Annotated in this window: 14 protein-coding genes; 7 read left to right on the top strand and 7 right to left on the bottom strand. The window is 61.5% G+C overall.

Translation table 11 applies throughout. From position 1 onward, the window contains the following. Positions 1 to 71: 71 nt before the first annotated feature. Positions 72 to 1,502, bottom strand: coding sequence for a sigma-54 dependent transcriptional regulator (locus tag FTO74_RS09375; protein ID WP_162537910.1), 1,431 nt, complete (start codon positions 1,500 to 1,502; stop codon positions 72 to 74). Between the two features lie 93 nt (positions 1,503 to 1,595). Next, a complete protein-coding gene (locus FTO74_RS09370; RefSeq protein WP_162537909.1) occupies positions 1,596 to 4,544 on the bottom strand; it encodes an ATP-binding protein in 2,949 nt (982 codons plus the stop codon). 322 nt (positions 4,545 to 4,866) lie between these two features. Between FTO74_RS09370 and FTO74_RS09365 the strand changes: the two genes are divergently transcribed. After that, on the top strand, positions 4,867 to 5,667 hold the full coding sequence (locus FTO74_RS09365) for an alpha/beta fold hydrolase (RefSeq protein WP_162539794.1): 801 nt from the start codon (positions 4,867 to 4,869) through the stop codon (positions 5,665 to 5,667). Positions 5,668 to 6,162: 495 nt separating this feature from the next. Here the strand turns inward: FTO74_RS09365 and FTO74_RS09360 are convergent, their stop codons facing one another. Then, positions 6,163 to 6,852: an alpha/beta family hydrolase gene (locus FTO74_RS09360; protein ID WP_162537908.1), complete on the bottom strand. Its 690-nt coding sequence runs from the start codon at positions 6,850 to 6,852 to the stop codon at positions 6,163 to 6,165. Between the two features lie 54 nt (positions 6,853 to 6,906). On the opposite strand from FTO74_RS09360, the gene FTO74_RS09355 reads away from it, so the two are divergent. Both FTO74_RS09355 and FTO74_RS09350 read left to right on the top strand, forming a co-directional pair. Next, complete coding sequence (locus tag FTO74_RS09355; protein WP_162537907.1) at positions 6,907 to 7,941, top strand: M20/M25/M40 family metallo-hydrolase; 1,035 nt, start codon at positions 6,907 to 6,909, stop codon at positions 7,939 to 7,941. Further along, on the top strand, positions 7,925 to 8,530 hold the full coding sequence (locus FTO74_RS09350) for a YdcF family protein (RefSeq protein ID WP_162537906.1): 606 nt from the start codon (positions 7,925 to 7,927) through the stop codon (positions 8,528 to 8,530). The genes FTO74_RS09355 and FTO74_RS09350 overlap by 17 nt, the downstream gene beginning before the upstream one ends. 117 nt (positions 8,531 to 8,647) lie before the next feature. Here the strand turns inward: FTO74_RS09350 and FTO74_RS09345 are convergent, their stop codons facing one another. After that, on the bottom strand, positions 8,648 to 9,034 hold the full coding sequence (locus tag FTO74_RS09345; protein ID WP_162537905.1) for a hypothetical protein: 387 nt from the start codon (positions 9,032 to 9,034) through the stop codon (positions 8,648 to 8,650). A gap of 86 nt (positions 9,035 to 9,120) precedes the next feature. Here FTO74_RS09345 and dnaE point away from each other — a divergent pair, with 86 nt between their 5' ends. Further along, positions 9,121 to 12,642 carry a DNA polymerase III subunit alpha gene (gene dnaE / locus FTO74_RS09340; RefSeq protein WP_162537904.1) on the top strand — a complete coding sequence of 1,174 codons (3,522 nt, stop codon included), beginning with the start codon at positions 9,121 to 9,123 and terminating at the stop codon, positions 12,640 to 12,642. Here dnaE and FTO74_RS09335 read toward each other — a convergent pair. Continuing rightward, entirely contained in the window at positions 12,639 to 13,295 is a 657-nt protein-coding gene (locus tag FTO74_RS09335) for an HAD family phosphatase (RefSeq protein WP_162537903.1), read from the bottom strand. The two genes, dnaE and FTO74_RS09335, sit on opposite strands and share 4 nt — an antisense overlap. Positions 13,296 to 13,358: 63 nt before the next feature. Between FTO74_RS09335 and FTO74_RS09330 the strand changes: the two genes are divergently transcribed. After that, entirely contained in the window at positions 13,359 to 14,510 is a 1,152-nt protein-coding gene (locus tag FTO74_RS09330) for a pyridoxal phosphate-dependent aminotransferase (protein WP_255462595.1), read from the top strand. Positions 14,511 to 14,570: 60 nt separating this feature from the next. Here the strand turns inward: FTO74_RS09330 and FTO74_RS09325 are convergent, their stop codons facing one another. Both FTO74_RS09325 and secG read right to left on the bottom strand, forming a co-directional pair. Next, on the bottom strand, positions 14,571 to 15,203 hold the full coding sequence (locus tag FTO74_RS09325; RefSeq protein ID WP_162537901.1) for an MBL fold metallo-hydrolase: 633 nt from the start codon (positions 15,201 to 15,203) through the stop codon (positions 14,571 to 14,573). 73 nt (positions 15,204 to 15,276) lie between these two features. Continuing rightward, on the bottom strand, positions 15,277 to 15,579 hold the full coding sequence (gene secG, locus FTO74_RS09320; RefSeq protein ID WP_162537900.1) for a preprotein translocase subunit SecG: 303 nt from the start codon (positions 15,577 to 15,579) through the stop codon (positions 15,277 to 15,279). A gap of 215 nt (positions 15,580 to 15,794) precedes the next feature. Here secG and FTO74_RS09315 point away from each other — a divergent pair, with 215 nt between their 5' ends. Both FTO74_RS09315 and FTO74_RS09310 read left to right on the top strand, forming a co-directional pair. Continuing rightward, complete coding sequence (locus FTO74_RS09315) at positions 15,795 to 16,379, top strand: YceI family protein (RefSeq protein WP_162537899.1); 585 nt, start codon at positions 15,795 to 15,797, stop codon at positions 16,377 to 16,379. Positions 16,380 to 16,705: 326 nt separating this feature from the next. Then, a complete protein-coding gene (locus FTO74_RS09310) occupies positions 16,706 to 17,962 on the top strand; it encodes an efflux RND transporter periplasmic adaptor subunit (protein ID WP_162537898.1) in 1,257 nt (418 codons plus the stop codon).

Genomic DNA, 17,962 nt, shown 5'->3' with positions numbered 1-17,962 from the left:
AGTGCGCCCTTGCGCCGGGCGGGCGGCACTTCGTGCGGTTTTGGACGCTACGCGTGTTTACTGCTCTATGGCTAGTCGCGGGGACGCTTCTTGATCTCCACGTTCAGTCGCTTGATCTTCTGGTTCAGCGTGCTCAACGGGATCTTGAAATATTCGGCTGCCTCGGTCTGGTTCCAGTGGCACCGCTCCATGCGGTCGGAGATGATGCGGCGCTCAATCTCCTCCATCAGATCGAAGAGGGAAGCATCCGGGCGATGGTCGAGCAGCGTGGCCGAGTAGGTGCTGCCGGTGAGCTGCGCGGGCAGCAGGTCGGGCGTGATGACACCCGTGGTACAGAGGACCACGCCGCGTTCCATACAGTTCTCCAGCTCGCGGACGTTGCCGGGCCACTCATAGTCCATCAGGATGCGCAGTGCTTCAGGGCTGAGCGTCGGCACCGTGGTGCCGTTCTCCTCGGCATAGAAATTGAGGAAGTGCGCGCAGAGCAGGGGGATGTCCTCGCGGCGGCTGCGCAGGGCCGGGAGTTCAAGGCAGATGACATTCAGGCGATAGAAGAGGTCTTCGCGGAAGCGTCCGTCGCGGACGGCCTGCTGCAAATTGACGTTGGTGGCGGCGACGATGCGGACGTCGACCTGGATCTCGCTGGTGCCGCCGAGGTGCATGAAGCGGCGGTCCTGGAGCACGCGCAGAATCTTGGCCTGCATGTCCATGCTCATGGTGCCGATCTCGTCGAGGAAGAGCGTGCCGCCGTTGGCGACCTCGAAGAGGCCCTTCTTCGAGGTGATGGCGCTGGTAAAGGCTCCCTTGACGTGGCCGAAGAGCGTCGATTCGAGCAGCTCGGACGGCACCGCACCTGTGTTGACTGGGATGAACGGCTTGTCGCGGCGCGGCGAGTTCTGGTGGATGGCCTTGGCGATCAGCTCCTTGCCGGTGCCAGACTCTCCCTGGATAAGAATGGTCGAGCGGCTGGGTGCGACCTGGGCGACCGTGTCGAAGAGGCGCAGCATCGGCTCGGACTTGCCGACGATGTTTTCGAAGTTGTACCGCTTCTTGAGCGCTCGCTTGAGCTGGACGACCTCGGCCTCGGCGCGGTGGCGCGCGATGGCGGTGCGGATATCGGCGAGCAGCTTCTCGTTATCCCACGGCTTCTGCACGAAGTTCTCGGCACCGGCGCGAATCGCGTCCACCACGTTGCCGACGGTGCCGAAGGCCGTAATCATGATGACCGGAAGCTGCGGGTGCATCTGCGTGATGCGCGGCAGCAGGTCGATGCCGGACTCGCCGGGTAGGGCGAGGTCGAGCAGGAGCAGGTCGTACTCCGAGCGGGAGAGCAGATCGAGGCCCGTGGCTCCGTCCTGGGCCAACGTTACGGAAAAACCTTCCAGGGTAAGCAAGGTCTCAAGCGACTCACGGATCGACGGTTCGTCGTCGATGATGAGGAGTCGGGTAAGAACATCAGTGGTTGCAGACGCGGCGATGGGAGCGATAGCGGTTGCGGACATGTTAATGTTTCCTACGCTTCTTTGCTGCGGATGGTTCCAGGGAAGATGGCGGGGAGAGGACATTCCACGAAGACCACGGTGTAGCTGCGGCCATCATGGTGCGCCCACGGGAGTAGCTGCGGCCGTGGGGTCTGCTACAGGGACCGATGCTGGAAATTCAAGGCGGAACGTGGTGCCAATGCCGAGCTCGGACTCGACCGAGATCTTGCCCGAGTGCTCTTGCAAAATGCCGTAGCTAACGGCGAGGCCCAGACCCGTTCCCTTGTGCTGCCCAGCCTGGGGATTGGTCTTGGTGGTGAAGAACGGATCGAAGATGCGGTGCAGATGCTCCCGGGCGATGCCGGTGCCGGTGTCACGGATGAGAACGACGGCACGGCCGGCCTCGGCCTGGGTTGAGACCGTAAGGGCGGCGGTGCGAACACCCTGCATCGAGTCCTTGGCGTTGAGTAACAGGTTAAGAATAACCTGCTGGAGCTTGCCCTGGTTGCCCTGAACCAGAGGAAGTGTGGAAGAAAGATGCAGGCCGACGTGGATCTGCGCGGTTTTGAACTGGTGCTCGAGCAGGATGGAGGAGTCGCGCAGGAGCTGGTTCAGGTCGATGGAGGTGAACTCGGTGCCGCTGGTGCGCGAGAAGTTGAGCAGGCCGTTGACGATCTCGGAGGCGCGGAAGGTCTGCTGGGTGATCTTTTCGAGGACCGGGGCCAGACGCGTGTCGTCGCGTAGCTGCTTGGTCAGCATCTGGGTGTAGCTGGAGATGACGGCCAGCGGCGTGTTGACCTCGTGCGCGACCCCGGCGGCGAGTAGGCCGATGCTCGAGAGCTTCTCGGACTGCGTAAGCTGGTTCTCCAGCTCGATGCGGTCGGTGATGTCGTCGACCAGGATGATGCGGCCGATGGTCTGAAAGCTCTTGGTGACGAGAGGGGCGATGGCGATGTTGGCGATGCGAGATTCGCCGTTGGGCAGCGCCAGCCGGAACTTATAGAGGGTGTGGGTGCCGTGTTCGTCGCGCGCAGCGTCGAAGCGGGAGAGGAACTCTGCGGAGAATATCTCGGAGAGAGGACGGCGCAGTGCCTCGGCGCGAGGGCGGGCGAACATGACCTCCATGCGCGTGTTCCAGGACTCAATGTTGTCGTCGAGATCGACGGCGAGGATGCCGATGTCGATGGACTCGACGATATTTTGGTTGAAGTCGGTGAGGCGCTCGAAGTCGTTGATCTTCTGCTCCAGGCGGCGGTAGAGCTGCGCATTCTGGATGGCGATGCCGATGTATCCGGCGAGTGATTCGAGCACCTCCATGTCCTCGGAGGAGAGGAAGTCGCCGCCTGTGGTGCGGCCGAGGCCAATGATGGCTACGGTGCGCGTGCCGGGGCCTTGCCGGTTGGCCACGCGGCAGGGGAGGTAGTAGTTCAGGTCGAGACGGGCGGCGGCGTGGCGTTCGGAGTCGGGCAGGCGCAGCACCTGCTGCGGGTTCTCGAGGAAGATGTGGGTGTTGGCGTCGGGGGCGTCGAAGTCGAGGAAGCCGAGGTCGAGCGACTCCAGCTCGGCGGCGTGGAGGTTGCCGAGGCCGTGCGAGGCCGCCAGTTGGAGGCGCTGGCTGGAGTCGTCCTCGGGCGTCAGGAAGACAGCTACCCGGGTGACGAGCAGGGTCTGGGGCAGGCGCTCGACAATGGAGTCAACCAGGGCGCGGAGGTCGGTCTGCGAGTTGAGCGAACGGCCGAAGTCCACGAGGGTCTCGCGGTAGTCGAAGCGCTTCTGGTCGAAAACTCGATCGACCCGGGCCTGGATGGCCTTCTTGAGCGGCTCGAAGATGAGAGCAGTGGCCACGATGGCGGCGAGCAAGCCCCATACGTCGTGGCTCTGGGCCTTGGTATTTTGCAGGCGCGAGTGAACCGTCTCAGCCGAGACCGCGACGATGCCGAAGTAGAGACCCGCCAGCGCCGCTGTCGCCAGCGTGTAGGTGACGCCGCGCTTGAAGATGAGGTCCACGTCCATCAGGCGGTAGCGGACGATGGCCCACGAGAACGTGAGCGGCAGCACCACGAACGAGAGCCGGACAATGTTGGCGAAGAGCGTCGGGACCGTGAGGTCGAGCAGGAAGGGAAGGACGTAGAGCAGAGTGAACGGAACCGCCACGACAAGGGTGCCGCGCGTGAGCCACTTGAGTTGCTGGCGTTGCAGCGTGGACTCGGTGTAGCGCGAGCGCAGGAAGAAGAGGATGGCCGCGACTACATAGTAGAAGGCCATGTAGGCGTAGTCGATCTTGTCGATCCGGTGCTTCAGCAGCTCTGTCGCGGACCAGTAGCGGATGGCGGTGAAGTGCAGTCCGACCAGGTAGACCGCGGGCAAGTAAAGCAGGCCGGTCAAGATACGGCGGCCGGTCAGGCGGCGGGGATCGGCTGACTCCGAGAAGCTGACCGCGAAGTGCAGAAACAGCGCGGGCTGAAGCGCTGTGGCGATAATGTTCGACCAATAGATGAACTGGTCCAGCGTATCGAACTTGCTGGTGAACTTGAACGAGTAGAGGACGAACGAGACCAGGCAGAAGACATAGAAGTGAACTGACTTCGGCGCGGTCCAACGGCGAAAGAGGACGTAGAGGCCGATCAGCAGGTAGACGAGGGCGATGAGACGCAACCCTTGGTTGATGCTGCGGTCGGTGGGCTCGAGGATGACCTGGATGTCCAGCCGGGTGGAGTGCGGGCCGATCTGGCAACGCTGGGGATTGCGCGCAATGGTGTAGGTGGCGTGCGACCAACTGCCCATGTGGTAGATCTCGCGCATGAGCGGGGCCAGACGGGGGGTGGGGATCTCGTCGACGGACTGGAGGACGTCGCCTGCGCGGATGCCTGCGCGCTGGCCGGGCGAGTCGGCGGGGACCTGCTGGGCGCAGAGTCCGCCCGTGGCCTCTACCCACCAGATGCCGTCAGTTGGCTCCTCATAAGAGCTTTCCTGGGCAAGGTTCAGACCTGCGAGAACGCACGCCGCCAGCGTTACCGCTGCGAGGACGACGGCAAGTATCCGAGATTGGACTGCGTTCTTCATTAGCCTTGATCATTAAAATGGAGCAAGTTGAGGACCAAACCCAAAATGGCCAGAATCAAAAGAGTTACGAGGCAATTGAAATATTAATACCGAAAACAATATCAGTATATTGTTTTACATATCAACTGTCGACGTTTCTTGTTGCACTTCTAATGTGGCACTTCTACTTGTGTAATGTCTTGGACGAATGAAACCTCTTCAATTTTATGCGCAAGATAGATTAATAATCCTGTAACATTGAGACAGCGCGGACTGTGGGACCGCGCCCAACTTTCGTAAGGGTGAGGTCGCGACAGTGCTGGGTCTGACGGACGGATTTGTCATGGTGGAGGGGATGCGTGTGCATTATCGGCGCGCTGGCTCCGGTCCGGCTCTTTTGCTGGTTCATGGACTTGTCGGCTCAGCAGGGAACTGGAATCAGAATATAGATTTTCTGTCCAAGAGCGCTACGGTTTACGCGGTGGATTTGTTCAATATGGGCGAATCGGAGCGGGTTCCGGGGCTGGATGCCAGCCTGGAGGCGACGGCGGACCGGCTGGCGGACTGCATGGACGCACTGGGGCTGGCCGATGCCGATGTGGCCGGACACTCGCACGGCGGCGCGATTGTGATGATGCTGGCGGCTCGGCACCCGGAGCGGGTGCGGCGGCTGGTGCTGTTTGCTCCGGCGAATCCGTTCTGCGACCTGGGCAAGCAACTGATCTCCTTTTACCGGACGCCGGTAGGCGGCTGGTTTGCGCGCAGGATCCCATCGCTGCCGCGTAAGCTCCATGCCACGGCTCTGAGCCGGATGTACGGCGATCCGAACCGCGTGGCCGAGGGCGCGCTCGAAGGCTATACGAACTGGCTGGACGCGACGATGGTGGAGCATGTGCTGCGGATCGTGCGCGGCTGGGGCGAGGATATGTCCAGCCTGCTGCGGGTGCTGGATGCAGTGGCTGTTATTCCGACTCTGCTGATCTGGGGCGATAGGGATCGGGCGGTGGGGCTGGCCTCGGCGCAGCGGCTGCGGGAGTTGCTGCCGGAGGCGCGGTTGATGGTGCTGCCGGGGGTAGGGCATCTGCCGTTTGCCGAGCAGCCGGAGATTTGTAATCCGGCGGTCCGGGACTGGTTAAGAAGCTAGGTACTTCGTACTGTTCTCGGGGCTGTATGGGGGAGTGATCTTCCAAGGTCCTCCCGCTGGTCGGAAGCGAGCGTTGCTTGTTTCTGGCCAACGGGAGGATCTTTGTTTTTTAATCAGCTAGACACGCGTGCAAGTCGCGAAGTGATCGCCCCTTGCATAGTGGGCCCGTCCGGCAGGATGTCTTTGCTGATTTGAAAGAAAGCATATCTCGGGGGCTAAAGCCCGCTCTTGGGGAGGGTTTAATGTCCGGGCTAAAGCCCGGACCTACCCCCAGAAGCAAGGGCAACGACAACGACAGGAGCAACGACAAGAAGCAGATTCCTCCGCTTCGCTCCTGAATGACAACCAAGAAAACAGGCAACAGCAAGGGCGTCTGCACCGAGCACGAAGTGCTGTATTCGAAAGACCGGCACTTTCTGCGGTTTTGAAGGCGGCGCGTAAAAGCTCTGTTCGCAGATTTTTCACAAAAAAAGAAGATGCTTTCTTACTCCGGCCCTACTCCGGTTCGGTTAGGTGGAAGGTCTTCTCGAGCCAGAGGCGCATGGCGGCGGCCATCAGGGGTAGCTTCGGTTTGGGGCTGTCGGGGATGCCCTCGAAGAAATGGTCGGCCTCGGCTATCCAGTGCATCTCTTTCGGCTCGGCGGCGGAGGCGAAGACCTGCTCCATGACGGCGCGCGGGGCGAACTGGTCGTGGTCGCCAAGGAGGAAGAGCTTGGGCTGAGGGCAGCCGGGCAGGAAGGTGTAGGTGTAGTCGCGGCCCGCAGCCTGGACGGGTAGGCCGAGGCCGATCAGCCCTTTGACCCGGGGATCGCCGCAGCAGGCGCGCAGGCCAACGTTCGATCCGAAGGAGAATCCGGCGAAGAGGATCGGCTTGGCGAAGTTGGTGGTGAGCCAGTCCAGCCCGGCGCGGACGTCGTCCACCTCGCCGCGCCCCTCGTCGTGTACGCCCTCGCTCAGACCGGTGCCGCGGAAGTTAAAGCGCAGCACGGGCAGGCCGAAGCTCGAAAACGCCTTCATGGCGTGGTAGACGGCGCGGGTGTGCATGGTGCCGCCTGAGGGTGGGTGCGGGTGGGCGACGATGGCGGTGAAGGGTGGGTCTTCGATGCCGGTGTTGAGGATGGCCTCGAGCCGTCCCGCGGGGCCGCGGAGATCGTCGATGGTGCGGATCTGGGATTGAAAGGGCATGGTTGAAGTTTAGTCGTTTACTCGGCTCCGGTATGCTGGGGGCAAGGATTGATTATGGCGATTGATGCGATTGAACTGACGCGGCGGCTGGTGAATATTCCGTCGACGACCTACCACGAGGGTGCCTGCGGGGAGTTTTTGTGCGAGTTTCTGGCTGGTGAGGGCTGGGAGATTGAGCGGATGCCGGTGCCGAAACCCGCTGCAGGTACGCCCGGTGCGGATGGTGGGTCGGAACGCTTCAACGTCTATGCGAGTATGCCCGGCGTGACGCCGGAGGTGGTCTTCTCGACTCACTTCGATACGGTGCCGCCGTACTTTGGCTGCACGGAGGATGAGGAGTTTCTCTACGGGCGCGGGACCTGCGATGCCAAGGGGATTCTGGCGGCGCAGGTGGCGGCAGCCGAGCAACTGCGGGCGGCGGGCGTCAAGGTGGGGCTGCTCTTCGTTGTGGGCGAGGAGCGGGACTCGGCTGGAGCGAAGGTGGCGAACGAGAACCCGCGTGGGTCTCGCTTTCTCATCAACGGCGAGCCTACCGACAACCGGCTGGCGCTGGCGACCAAGGGTGCGCTGCGTGTGGAGATGCGGGCGCATGGGCGGATGGCGCACTCGGCCTATCCCGAGCTGGGCGAGTCGGCCATCGACAAGCTGGTGGAGTCGCTGAGCGATGTGCTGAAGCTGAAGCTGCCGGTCGTCGATGAGATCGGCGAGACGACGGTGAATATTGGGTTGATCTCCGGCGGGCGGGCTCCGAATGTAATCTCAGACGCTGCTGAGGCTCATCTGCTGGTGCGGACGGTGGGGCCGTCCGAGGACGTGAAGGATGCGATTGAGAACGTAGTGGCTGGGCGTTGCCAGGTGGACTACTCGCTCGACCTGAACTTCGTTCAGATGCGGCGCGTGGGCAACCTGCCGACGATGGTGGCGAAGTTCGCCACGGATATCCCCTCGCTGACCTCTTGGGGAGAACCGTTTCTGCTGGGGCCGGGGTCGATCCATGTGGCCCACACCAATGGCGAGAAGATAGCCAAGACGGAGCTGCTGGAGTGCGTGCGGCTGTACGTGGAGTTGGCGCATGGGCTGGTCGGGTAAGGCTGGGGCCGGTGTTGCGGCCCTGGCGATCACTGTGTTTACCAGCTATGTGACCGTGCCCACACGCAATACGGATGCGGGGCACTTCGATACGCTGATCGTGCTGGGCTGGCCCGCGAACGACGATGGCTCGCCTGCGCCGGAACAGCGGGAGCGGGTGCTGGAGGCTGTTCGGGAGCTGCGGGCGGGTCGGGCTGGACACATGATCGTGACCGGAGGTGCAGCGCATAACCATTGGGTCGAGGCCGAGGTGATGGCGAAGTTGGCCAAAGCTGAGGGCGTGCCAGATGAAGAGATCGTGGTCGAGGGACAGGCTCAGAATACGATCCAAAATGTTTTTTATAGCGACCGGATTATGGCGCAGCGAGGGTGGAAGAGCGCCGAAGTGATTAGCTCGGGGAGTCATCTGCCGCGGGCTAGTTTGATTCTGGCGCGGTATCGGTTTGCGTGGAGCACCCACGCCGCGTTGTGGCCTAGAGAGTATGGGGCTGGGGTGGTCGCCGCGCACTACGTGTATGAGGCTCTGGCGACCACGAGGATGCGGTGGTTTGGGTTTCCGAAGTCGGAGTTCCTGCCGGAGAGGCATTAGGAACTTGCCCCAGAAGCAAGGGCAAGAACAACAGCAGAAGCAAAAACAGATTCCTCCGCTTCGCTCCTGAATGACAACCAAGAAAACAGGCAACGTCGGGTTCTTGCTTGGGGTGGGTTACATGGGCCAGATGACGTAGGGGAAGCCGGGGTTGTCGGTGGCGAAGGTGTGGGTCTCGTCGGGGTTCTGGGGGTTGTAGCGGATCTGGATGGGCGTGTCCTCGGCTAGCTGCGGGACCAGCCTGTGGGCCTCCGAGTCCGACAGCGGGATGCTGCGGGCGTGGCCGCCGTAGTAGTTGCCGTCGAGCGTGAAGTAGTAAGCCGACTCGACCTGCATGGCCTGGAGGACGGAACCCTCCTCGGCGGCGATGTCTTTGGGGACGACAATCGATGTAAGTAGCTTTGCGGTGAGGACGGGCCAGTTAGCGGCCAGCTTGAGCGCGGCCTCCCGCTTGCGGCTGCGGAGGAACCGGGGGAAGAAGTCGACGAGGGAGAAGACACTCATGGAGGGGAATTGTAAATCCCGGAGTGATGTTTGGGACCGGTTTTCAACACATGGCGGCGGGCTCGGGGCGGAACTAGAATTGGAAGATGGCTGAGTTCACGCACCTGCACTTGCATACGGATTATTCGCTCCTGGATGGAGCCTGCGACGTCGATAAGCTGGTGGCGCACGTCGATAAGATTGGGCAGAAGTCGGTCGCCATGACCGATCACGGAAATATCTTCGGGGCCGTGCACTTCTTCGACGCGGCCAAGAAGAAGGGGATCAAGCCGATCCTGGGCTGTGAGCTGTATATCTGCCAGGCCGAGGACCATCGGGCCAAGGGCGATGGAGACAAGTACAACCACCTGCTGGTGCTGGCCGAGAACCAGGAAGGCTATCGCAACCTTGTCCGGCTGACTAGCGAGGCCGCGCTGCACGGGTTCTATCGCAAGCCGCGCGTGAGCAAGAACTTTCTGGCTAAGCACGTCGAGGGGTTGATCGGGTTCTCGGGGTGCCTCGCGGGAGAGGTCTCGCAGCACCTGATGGCGGACGACTACGAGAAGGCCAAGCAGGTGGCGGGCGGGTTTCAGGATATGTTCGGACGGGGGAACTTCTTTCTGGAGGTGCAGGACCACAAGCTGGCTCCAGACAAGGCCGTCATCGACTACATGTTCCGGATGGAAAAGGATCTGGACATTCCGCTGATCGCGACCAACGACTCGCACTACATCGAGGACCAGGACAGCCGCGCGCACGAGGTGCTGTTATGCGTGCAGACCGCCGGGTCGATGAACGATCCGAAGCGGTTCAAGTTCGACACGCAGGAGTTCTACATCAAGACCGCCGAGGAGATGGCGAGGATGTTTCCGGACAACCCGGAGGTCTTGACCCGGACGATGCAGTTCCCGGAGCGGTGCGAGCTGAAGCTGAACAAGGTCGACAATCCGTTCCCGGACTTTCCGGTGCCGGAGGGGGAGACGCTCTACACCTACTTCGAGCAAGTGTGCCGAGAGGGGCTGAAGAAGCGGCTGGAGACGACGGTGGCGCACCTGCGCAGCCGGGGACTGCTGCGTAAGAGCATCGACGACTACCATGCGCGGCTGGATCGCGAGATTGACTGCATCAAGAGCATGAAGTTCCCCGGCTACTTCATGATCGTGTGGGACTTTATCCGGTATGCAAAGGAGCAGAACATTCCCGTAGGGCCGGGTAGAGGCTCGGCTGCGGGATCGCTGGTGGCGTACTGCATGGAGATCACCGACGTCGATCCGCTGCAGAACGAGCTGCTCTTCGAGCGCTTTCTGAACCCGGAGCGTATCTCGATGCCGGATATCGATATCGACTTCTGCATGAACCGGCGCGGAGAGGTGATCGAGTACGTTCAGCGCAAGTACGGCAAGGATCAGGTCGCGCAGATCATCACGTTCAATACGATGGCGGCGAAGGCTGCGATCAAGGACGTGGGCCGGGCACTCGATATGCCGTACGGCGAGGTGGACCGGATCGCGAAGATGATTCCGCCGACCATCGGGATCACGATTGACCAGGCGCTGAAGGACCCGGGGCCATTGTCGCAGGCGTATGAGTCGGACCCGAAGATTCAGGAGCTGATCGACACGGCGCGCAGGCTGGAAGGGCTGGTGCGCGGTGCGGGTGTGCACGCGGCTGGTGTGGTGATCGCGCCCGCTCCGCTGACGGAGTTGGTGCCGGTGACGCGGGCGAAGTCGGAAGAAATCGTGACCTCGTACGACATGAAGGCCGTCGAGAAGATGGGCCTGCTGAAGATGGACTTCCTCGGCCTGACGACGTTGACCGTCATCGACGATGCGCTGAAGCTGATCGTGGCCACGCGCGGGGAGAAGGTCGATCTGCCGACGATTCCTCTGGACGATGCGAAGACGTATGAGCAGGTCTTTCATCGGGCTCTGACGAGTGGTGTCTTTCAGTTTGAATCGGGTGGAATGCGCGACGTGCTGCGGCGGTATAAGCCGAACACCGTCGAGGACCTGACCGCTCTCAATGCGCTCTATCGGCCGGGGCCAATCCAGGGCGGCATGATCGACGACTTCATCGAGCGCAAGTGGGGACGCAGGCCGGTGGAGTACACCTTCCCCGAGCTGGAGATCATCCTGAAGGAGACGCTGGGGGTCATCGTCTACCAGGAGCAGGTCATGCAGATCTCGAGCGCCATCGGCGGCTACTCGCTGGGCGGAGCCGACCTGCTGCGCCGCGCCATGGGTAAGAAAGACCCGGCCGAGATGGCCAAGCAGCGCGATATCTTTATGGCCGGTGCGGCGACGGCGAAGTTCGATAAGAACCGGGCCGGACAGCTCTTCGACCTGATGGAGCAGTTCGCCGGGTATGGATTCAATAAGTCGCACTCGGCGGCTTATGCGCTGCTGGCCTACCACACGGCCTATCTGAAGACGCACTACACGGTCGAGTTCATGGCCGCGCTGCTGACAAGTGAAACCTCGAAGCCGGAGAATGTGGTCAAGTACATCTCCGAGTGCCGCGAGATCAATATTGCCGTGGTGCCGCCGGATGTGCAGGTCTCGCTGGCCAGCTTTACTCCGGCTGAAGGTGCGATTCGGTTTGGACTGGCGGCGATCAAGAACGTCGGCCATAACGCCATCGTCTCGATCATTGAGGCGCGCACGGCGTTGCAGGCTGAGGGTAAGGCCGGGTTTGCAAGCCTGTGGGAGTTCTGCGAGAAGGTGGACCTGCGGCTGCTGAACAAACGGGTGCTCGAGTCGCTCATTAAGGCCGGGGCGATGGATTCGTTTGGGCCGCGTGCGGCGGTGATGGCCGCTCTCGACAAGGCGATGGAGCAGGCGCAGAAGGCTCAAAAGGACGCGGCGGCGGGGCAGCATGGGCTGTTCGGGATCTTCGATGCTCCCGGTGATGCGGGTCCGGCGGAAGAGTTGCCCAAGGTGCCGGAGTGGGACGAGCATACGCGGTTGCAGAACGAAAAGGAGGTGCTGGGCTTCTTCGTCAGCGGCCATCCGATGGACAAGTATCGGGAGAAGCTGCGGAATATGAAGGTGCTCGACACGGCCACGGCGATCGAGATGAAGCCCGAGCCGCAGGTCTTCCGGCGCGGACGCAGTGAAGAGCCTCAGAACGAGATCCAGATTGCGGGTGTGATTACCGGGCTGAAGGTGGCTAAGTCGAAGCGCAGCGGCGAGCTATATGCGCAGGCGGTGCTCGAGGATACGGTCGGAAAGATCGAGCTGATTGCGTTTCCGCAGAGCTATGAGAAGCTGGCCGAGAAGCTGAAGATCGACGTGCCGGTGGTGGTGCGCGGTTCGCTGCGGGGTGAGGAAGATTCGGCTCCGAAGCTGGCGATTGCGGGGATTCAGGCGCTCGAGGACATCAAGCTGAAGCTGCCGGAGGCGCTGCGGATCAGGGTGCCATTGCATAGTCCGGATACGACGCTGCTGGCGCGGTTGGCGCGGCTGTTTGAGGACTCGCCGGGCGGCGGGAAGCTTCTGCTGGACTTTGAAGAGCCGGGCGAGTTCTGCGCGGTGCTGGAGCCGACGAAGGTGATGGTGGCGGCGGATCGGTTGTTTATCGACCGGGTGGAGGAGATCGTCGGGCGGGGTAGCGTGCGGGTGATCAACTAGGGGCGCGGCTCCGGCATCCAGAGGTGTCCCCAGCCGCGTTCGATCAGCTCCTGCTCGAACGCGGCGTGATCGAGGTAGCGGATGACCTGCATCCCGGCGGCTCGTCCGGCCTCGACGTTGTTCTCGCGGTCGTCGATGAAGAGGATGTGCTCCGGGGTGACGCCGAGGCCCGTGATGGCGTGGTGGTAGATGGCGGCTTCGGGCTTGGCCAGCTTGAGCGTATGCGACCAGAGGCGATGGTGGAAGGCTTCAATCCAGGCAAACTTGCCGACCACGCCGAGGGTCATGGCATCGCCCAGGTTGGAGAGGATGCCGGTGCGGATGCCCGCGCGCTGGAGGCGGTCGGCCCAGGCGATCATGGGATCGTTGGTTCTGGTCCAGAGAGCGGTGTCCGCGTCGATGAGCGCGGTGAGCTGTTCAGGGGATAGGGTTGTGCCGCCAGCTTGTCCGACAGTCTGCCAGTACTGCTGGCCGGTCAGGTCGCCACGGTCGTAGGCGTGGCGGGGTGCCCAGTAGGCGTGGTCGAGCGTTGCCTCGTCGAAGCCGGTGATGGCTTGCATCTGTGTCCAGGCAGCGGGGTCAGGCGGGCCGGAGAGGACCATGCCGTAGTCGAAGAGAACGGCCTCAATGGGGAGCGGGGTTGGGGTAGCCATAGGTCAGGTTGATTGTAGGGGATTAAGATAAATAACAGTTTTCGAGAGATGAGTGTGCAGGGTTTGGCAGATAAGACGAGCAGATTTTCGACGCGAACGGGATGGGATATCGGCGAAAGCTCGCTGGCGGCGGCGATCCGGCAGGCGAAGGCCGCGGGGCGGGAGCTGGTGGATCTGACCGTGTCGAACCCTACGGTTTGTGGGTTTGAGTATGGTTCTGTGCTGGATGCGCTGGCGGACCCGAAGGCTATGGTCTATGACCCGGATGCGCGGGGGATTCGGAGCGCGCGGGAGGCCGTGGCAGCGTATTACGCGGATCATGGGGCGGAGGTCGATCCCGATGAGGTAATCCTGACGACGAGCACCAGTGAGGCGTATGGGTATCTGCTGCGGGTGCTCTGCAATGCCGGGGATGAGGTGCTGGCGGCGCAGCCGAGCTATCCACTCTTCGACTACCTTGCGGATTTGGAAGATGTGACGCTGCGGGCTTATCCGTTGTTCTATGACTTTGGTTGGTGGATTGATTTCGCGGAGCTGGAGCGGAGGATTACGCCGCGGACTCGGGCTATTCTGCTGGTGCATCCCAACAACCCGACCGGGCACACCACAGGCAGGGTTGAGCGGGAGAGGCTGGAGGCGATTTGTCTGCGGCATGGGCTGGCACTGGTGGTCGATGAGGTCTTTCTCGACTACGGGCTGGAGGCTCCGGTGGAGAGCTTCGCGCGGGGGCCTCACCCGGTCCTGACCTTCGTGGTGAGCGGGCTGAGCAAGATCTGCGGGCTGCCGCAGATGAAGGTGGCGTGGATGGCCGGGTTTGGCCCCGAGGCGGAGCGACGGCAGGCTCTGGGGAGGCTCGAGATCGTTGCTGATACGTTTCTTTCGATGAACGCGCCAATGCAACACGCGCTGCCGATCTGGCTGGCGGAGCGCGGGGGGATTCAGCGGCAGATTTTGGGGCGCGTAAGAGAGAATCTGGCGATAGTGCGGAGGAGCGGAATCGAGGTGCTGGCGATGGAGGCGGGGTGGAGTGCGATTCTGCGGACGCCGAGCGCGCTGTCGGCTGAAAGCCTTATCTCGGGGCCGGGGGTAAGCGTACATCCGGGGTCGTTTTATGGGATTGGCGAACGGAACCGAATGGTCATCAGTCTGCTGGGGAGGCGAGATGTGCTGATGCGTGGGCTGGAGCTGCTGCGGCAGGAGTGCGAATCTAACTAGTTACCCTGGATGACTTCGACATCATCCAGCACTTTCATATTTAAGGACAAATGACTCATTCTATTTCGATTGAAGGTATGGATTGCTTTCGATTTCTCTTCCGATAGTGGTGGCGCGACCGTGGCCAGGGATGACGATGGTCTCCTCAGGCATGGGAAGCAGGTGGTCGTGAATGGAGCGGATGAGGGTCTCGAAGTTGCCGCCGGGGAGGTCGGTGCGGCCGATGCTTCCGGCGAAGAGGGTGTCTCCAGCCAGGAGCAGGTTCTGGTCCGGCAGGTGAAGGCAGAGGCTGCCCTGGGTGTGGCCGGGAGTGTGGTGTACGGTGGCGGTGAGGCCGGTGACCGCAACCTTCATGCCGTCGGTGAGGTCGAGGTCGGGCACGTGGACCTCTGGGGTGGCCATGCCGACCCAGCTCGCCTGCACGTCCATCATGGCCAGCAGCGGGAGGTCGTTCTGGTTGTAGAGGACGGGCGCGCCGGTGATGCGTTTTAGCTCGGCGGCTCCGGCGATGTGGTCGATATGGGCGTGGGTGACGACGATCTGCTTGACCGTGAGGTGGTGGCGGGCGAGGACCGCGAGGATGCGGGGGATGTCGGAGCCGGGATCGACGACGATGGCTTCGAGGGAGGTCTCGTCGCCGAGGATGGAGCAGTTGCACTGGAGCGGGCCGACGGGGAGGATCTCATGGATCATCAGGACTCCTTGCTTGTCGCAATGAAAAGGCGCAGACCGTATGGGGTCTGCGCCGTGAGGATCTTGGGAACGCTTACTTCTTGGGCGTCGTCTCGACGGTCTTGGTGTCCGACAGGACCGAGCCGCTGACCGAGTGGGTGCGAGCCATCAGGATGGTGAGGCCGATGGAGGTCACCATGAAGCAGATGGCCGCGTAGGTCGTCATCTTGGTGAGCAGGTTGGCAGCGCCGCGAGGGCCGAAGGCAGTCTGTGAACCCTGTCCGCCGAAGGCTCCGGCGAGATCGGCCGACTTGCCCTGCTGGAGCAGCACTACACCGATGAGGAAGAGGCTGATGATGACGTGAAGCACGACGGTCAGGTAAAGCAGAGCGGTCATAGTGTTTGGTGCTGCCTTCTTGATGCTGAATAGGGTGGAGTTAAACCTCTTTTGAGTGTATCACCGGTGTTGTGGATGGCCAAGGCGGAGGGAGATCTTGTGCAGAGGTTGAAAGTCGTGTCACCCGTCTCTTAGAGACCAGACAAGTGATATTCGTCGAGGGGCGGTTGATTTATATTGACGGCAAAACGGGAAAAGGTAACACTCCAACCACCATGCGACTCGCTACTCTCTGCCTGTTGGTCTTTGCCGCACTGACACCCCTGAGCCATGCGCAGCAGGTTCCTGTCTTCGCGGCTACGCCGGAGGAGAGTGCCATCAGATTTTATGTGAAGGCCTCGGTGGCGCTGACAGGCAAGTTCGACAAATGGGACACGACTCTGAGGTTCAGTTCTCCCGATGTCACAAGTGGGGTTCTGGATATCAAGATCGACGCGGCTACGGTGAATACCGGAAGCGGCATGAAGGACAGCAAGCTGAAGAGCAGCGACTTCTTTGACGTGAAACAGAATCCGACGATCACCTTTCGGTCTACCAAGGTTACGCAGACCGGCCCCGTGAGCTTTGATGTGCTGGGTGATTTTTCGATACGCGGGGTCTCGAAACCGGAGACGCTGAAGCTGACAATCAGCGGCAAAGGTACCGGCGCAGGTACGATCAAGGGCATCATGGCCTTCGATCGCAAGGACTATGGAATGACGAAGGGAATCCCCTTCGTGAAGATCGCCGACCGCGTCGAGGTAGAGGTCGATCTGAAGGTGAAGCAGATCGGCGGACCGTCGCTGGTCTACAAACAGTAACCGCACAGTAGGACCATAGGACGCGTGCGCCTGCCATAGAAAACTTGTGATCCGGCCCACATCTGCTCCTGTGAGTGACGGGTTCATCTGCCCGTTTTGCATGTGAGGCAGTGTAAGGAAGAGGATGCGTCCGGTGACACGATCCGCTTTAGTTTGAGAGAATTGGGCGATTACAGGGAAGATTCATTTTGGGATGCAGGGCAATATTTTTGAATCAACCTCACGAGCCGCTGCGTCACATCCTATACAAATACTCGTGTGCATTTCTACGCCTAACGTGCACTTACAGGCTAGAGAATTCCTGGGCTTTTATGGAGATTATGTAAATGAACGAGCAGCATAAACATTCGGCAGTAACGATTGCCTCGAACAGAATGACAGGCGTCTACGCTGCCTCCATGCTGTTGCTGGGTGCGGGTTTGCTCTCAGGCTGCGGCCCCAAGAACGCCGCGCCGGCTGGACCGCCGCCCGCGATGCCCGTCACGGTGGTCGAGGTTCAGCCCACGGATGTGCCGGTCACGGGCGAGTGGGTCGGGACGCTGGACGGCTATGTGAACGCGCAGATTCAGCCGCAGGCGAGTGGCTTTCTCGTAAAGCAGAACTACAAGGAAGGTTCTCTGGTCACCAAGGGGCAGGTCCTCTTCGAGATCGACCATCGGCCCTTCCAGGCCGCGCTCGATCAGGCCAAGGGACAGTTGGAGCAGGCCAAAGGACAGGTGTTGCAGGCTCAGGCGCAGCTTGGCCTCGCCCAGATCAACGTAAAGCGCGATACGCCGCTCGCACAGGCCCGAGCCATCGCGCAGAGCCAACTGGATAACGATATCCAGACGCAGGCGCAGACAGAGGCCGCGGTTGCATCGGCCAGGGCGTCGGTTGTTGCCGCTGAAGCTGCTGTCGAAAACGCGAAGCTGAACATGGGCTTCACCTATGTTCGCTCGCTGATTACCGGCGTTGCCGGACAGGCCACCACGCAGGTGGGCAACCTGGTGAACACTCAGTCGGTGCTCACGTCGGTCTCGCAGCTCGATCCCATCAAGGCTTACTTCTCGATCAGCGATGCGGAGTATCTCGCGCTGACGCATCGCACTCGCGGCGAGGGCGGAGACCTGCTGAAGGCTGCTGCTCAGGTGCCTCTGACCCTTACGCTTGCGAACGGCGAAGACTTTGCCCAGAAGGGACATATCGCCTTCGTTGATCGCCAGATGAACTCGCAGACCGGCGCGATCCGCATCGCCGCGACCTTCCCGAACCCGGGCAATATCCTTCGTCCGGGGCAGTTCGGACGCATCAAGGCTGCGACTGAGGTCCGTCATGGCGGCCTGCTGATTCCGCAGATCGCTGTGACCGAGTTCCAGGGCCTGCACCAGATCTACATCGCCGGTACGGATAACAAGGTCCACGTCGCCACAGTGGATCTCGGGCCCCAGATCGGCACCAGCTGGCTGGTAGAGAAGGGTATCGCTCCGGACTCGCTGGTGATCGTCGATAACCTTCAGAAGCTCCGCGAAGGCGCTCCCGTTTCGCCACAGCGGGCTCCGGCCGCTGCCCCCACCGCGACGACGGCCAACCCGGCGGGGAGGTAG

This window comes from Granulicella sp. WH15, from assembly GCF_009914315.1.
Taxonomy (GTDB): Bacteria; Acidobacteriota; Terriglobia; order Terriglobales; family Acidobacteriaceae; genus Edaphobacter.
This window is presented reverse-complemented; position numbering and strand designations above follow the sequence as displayed.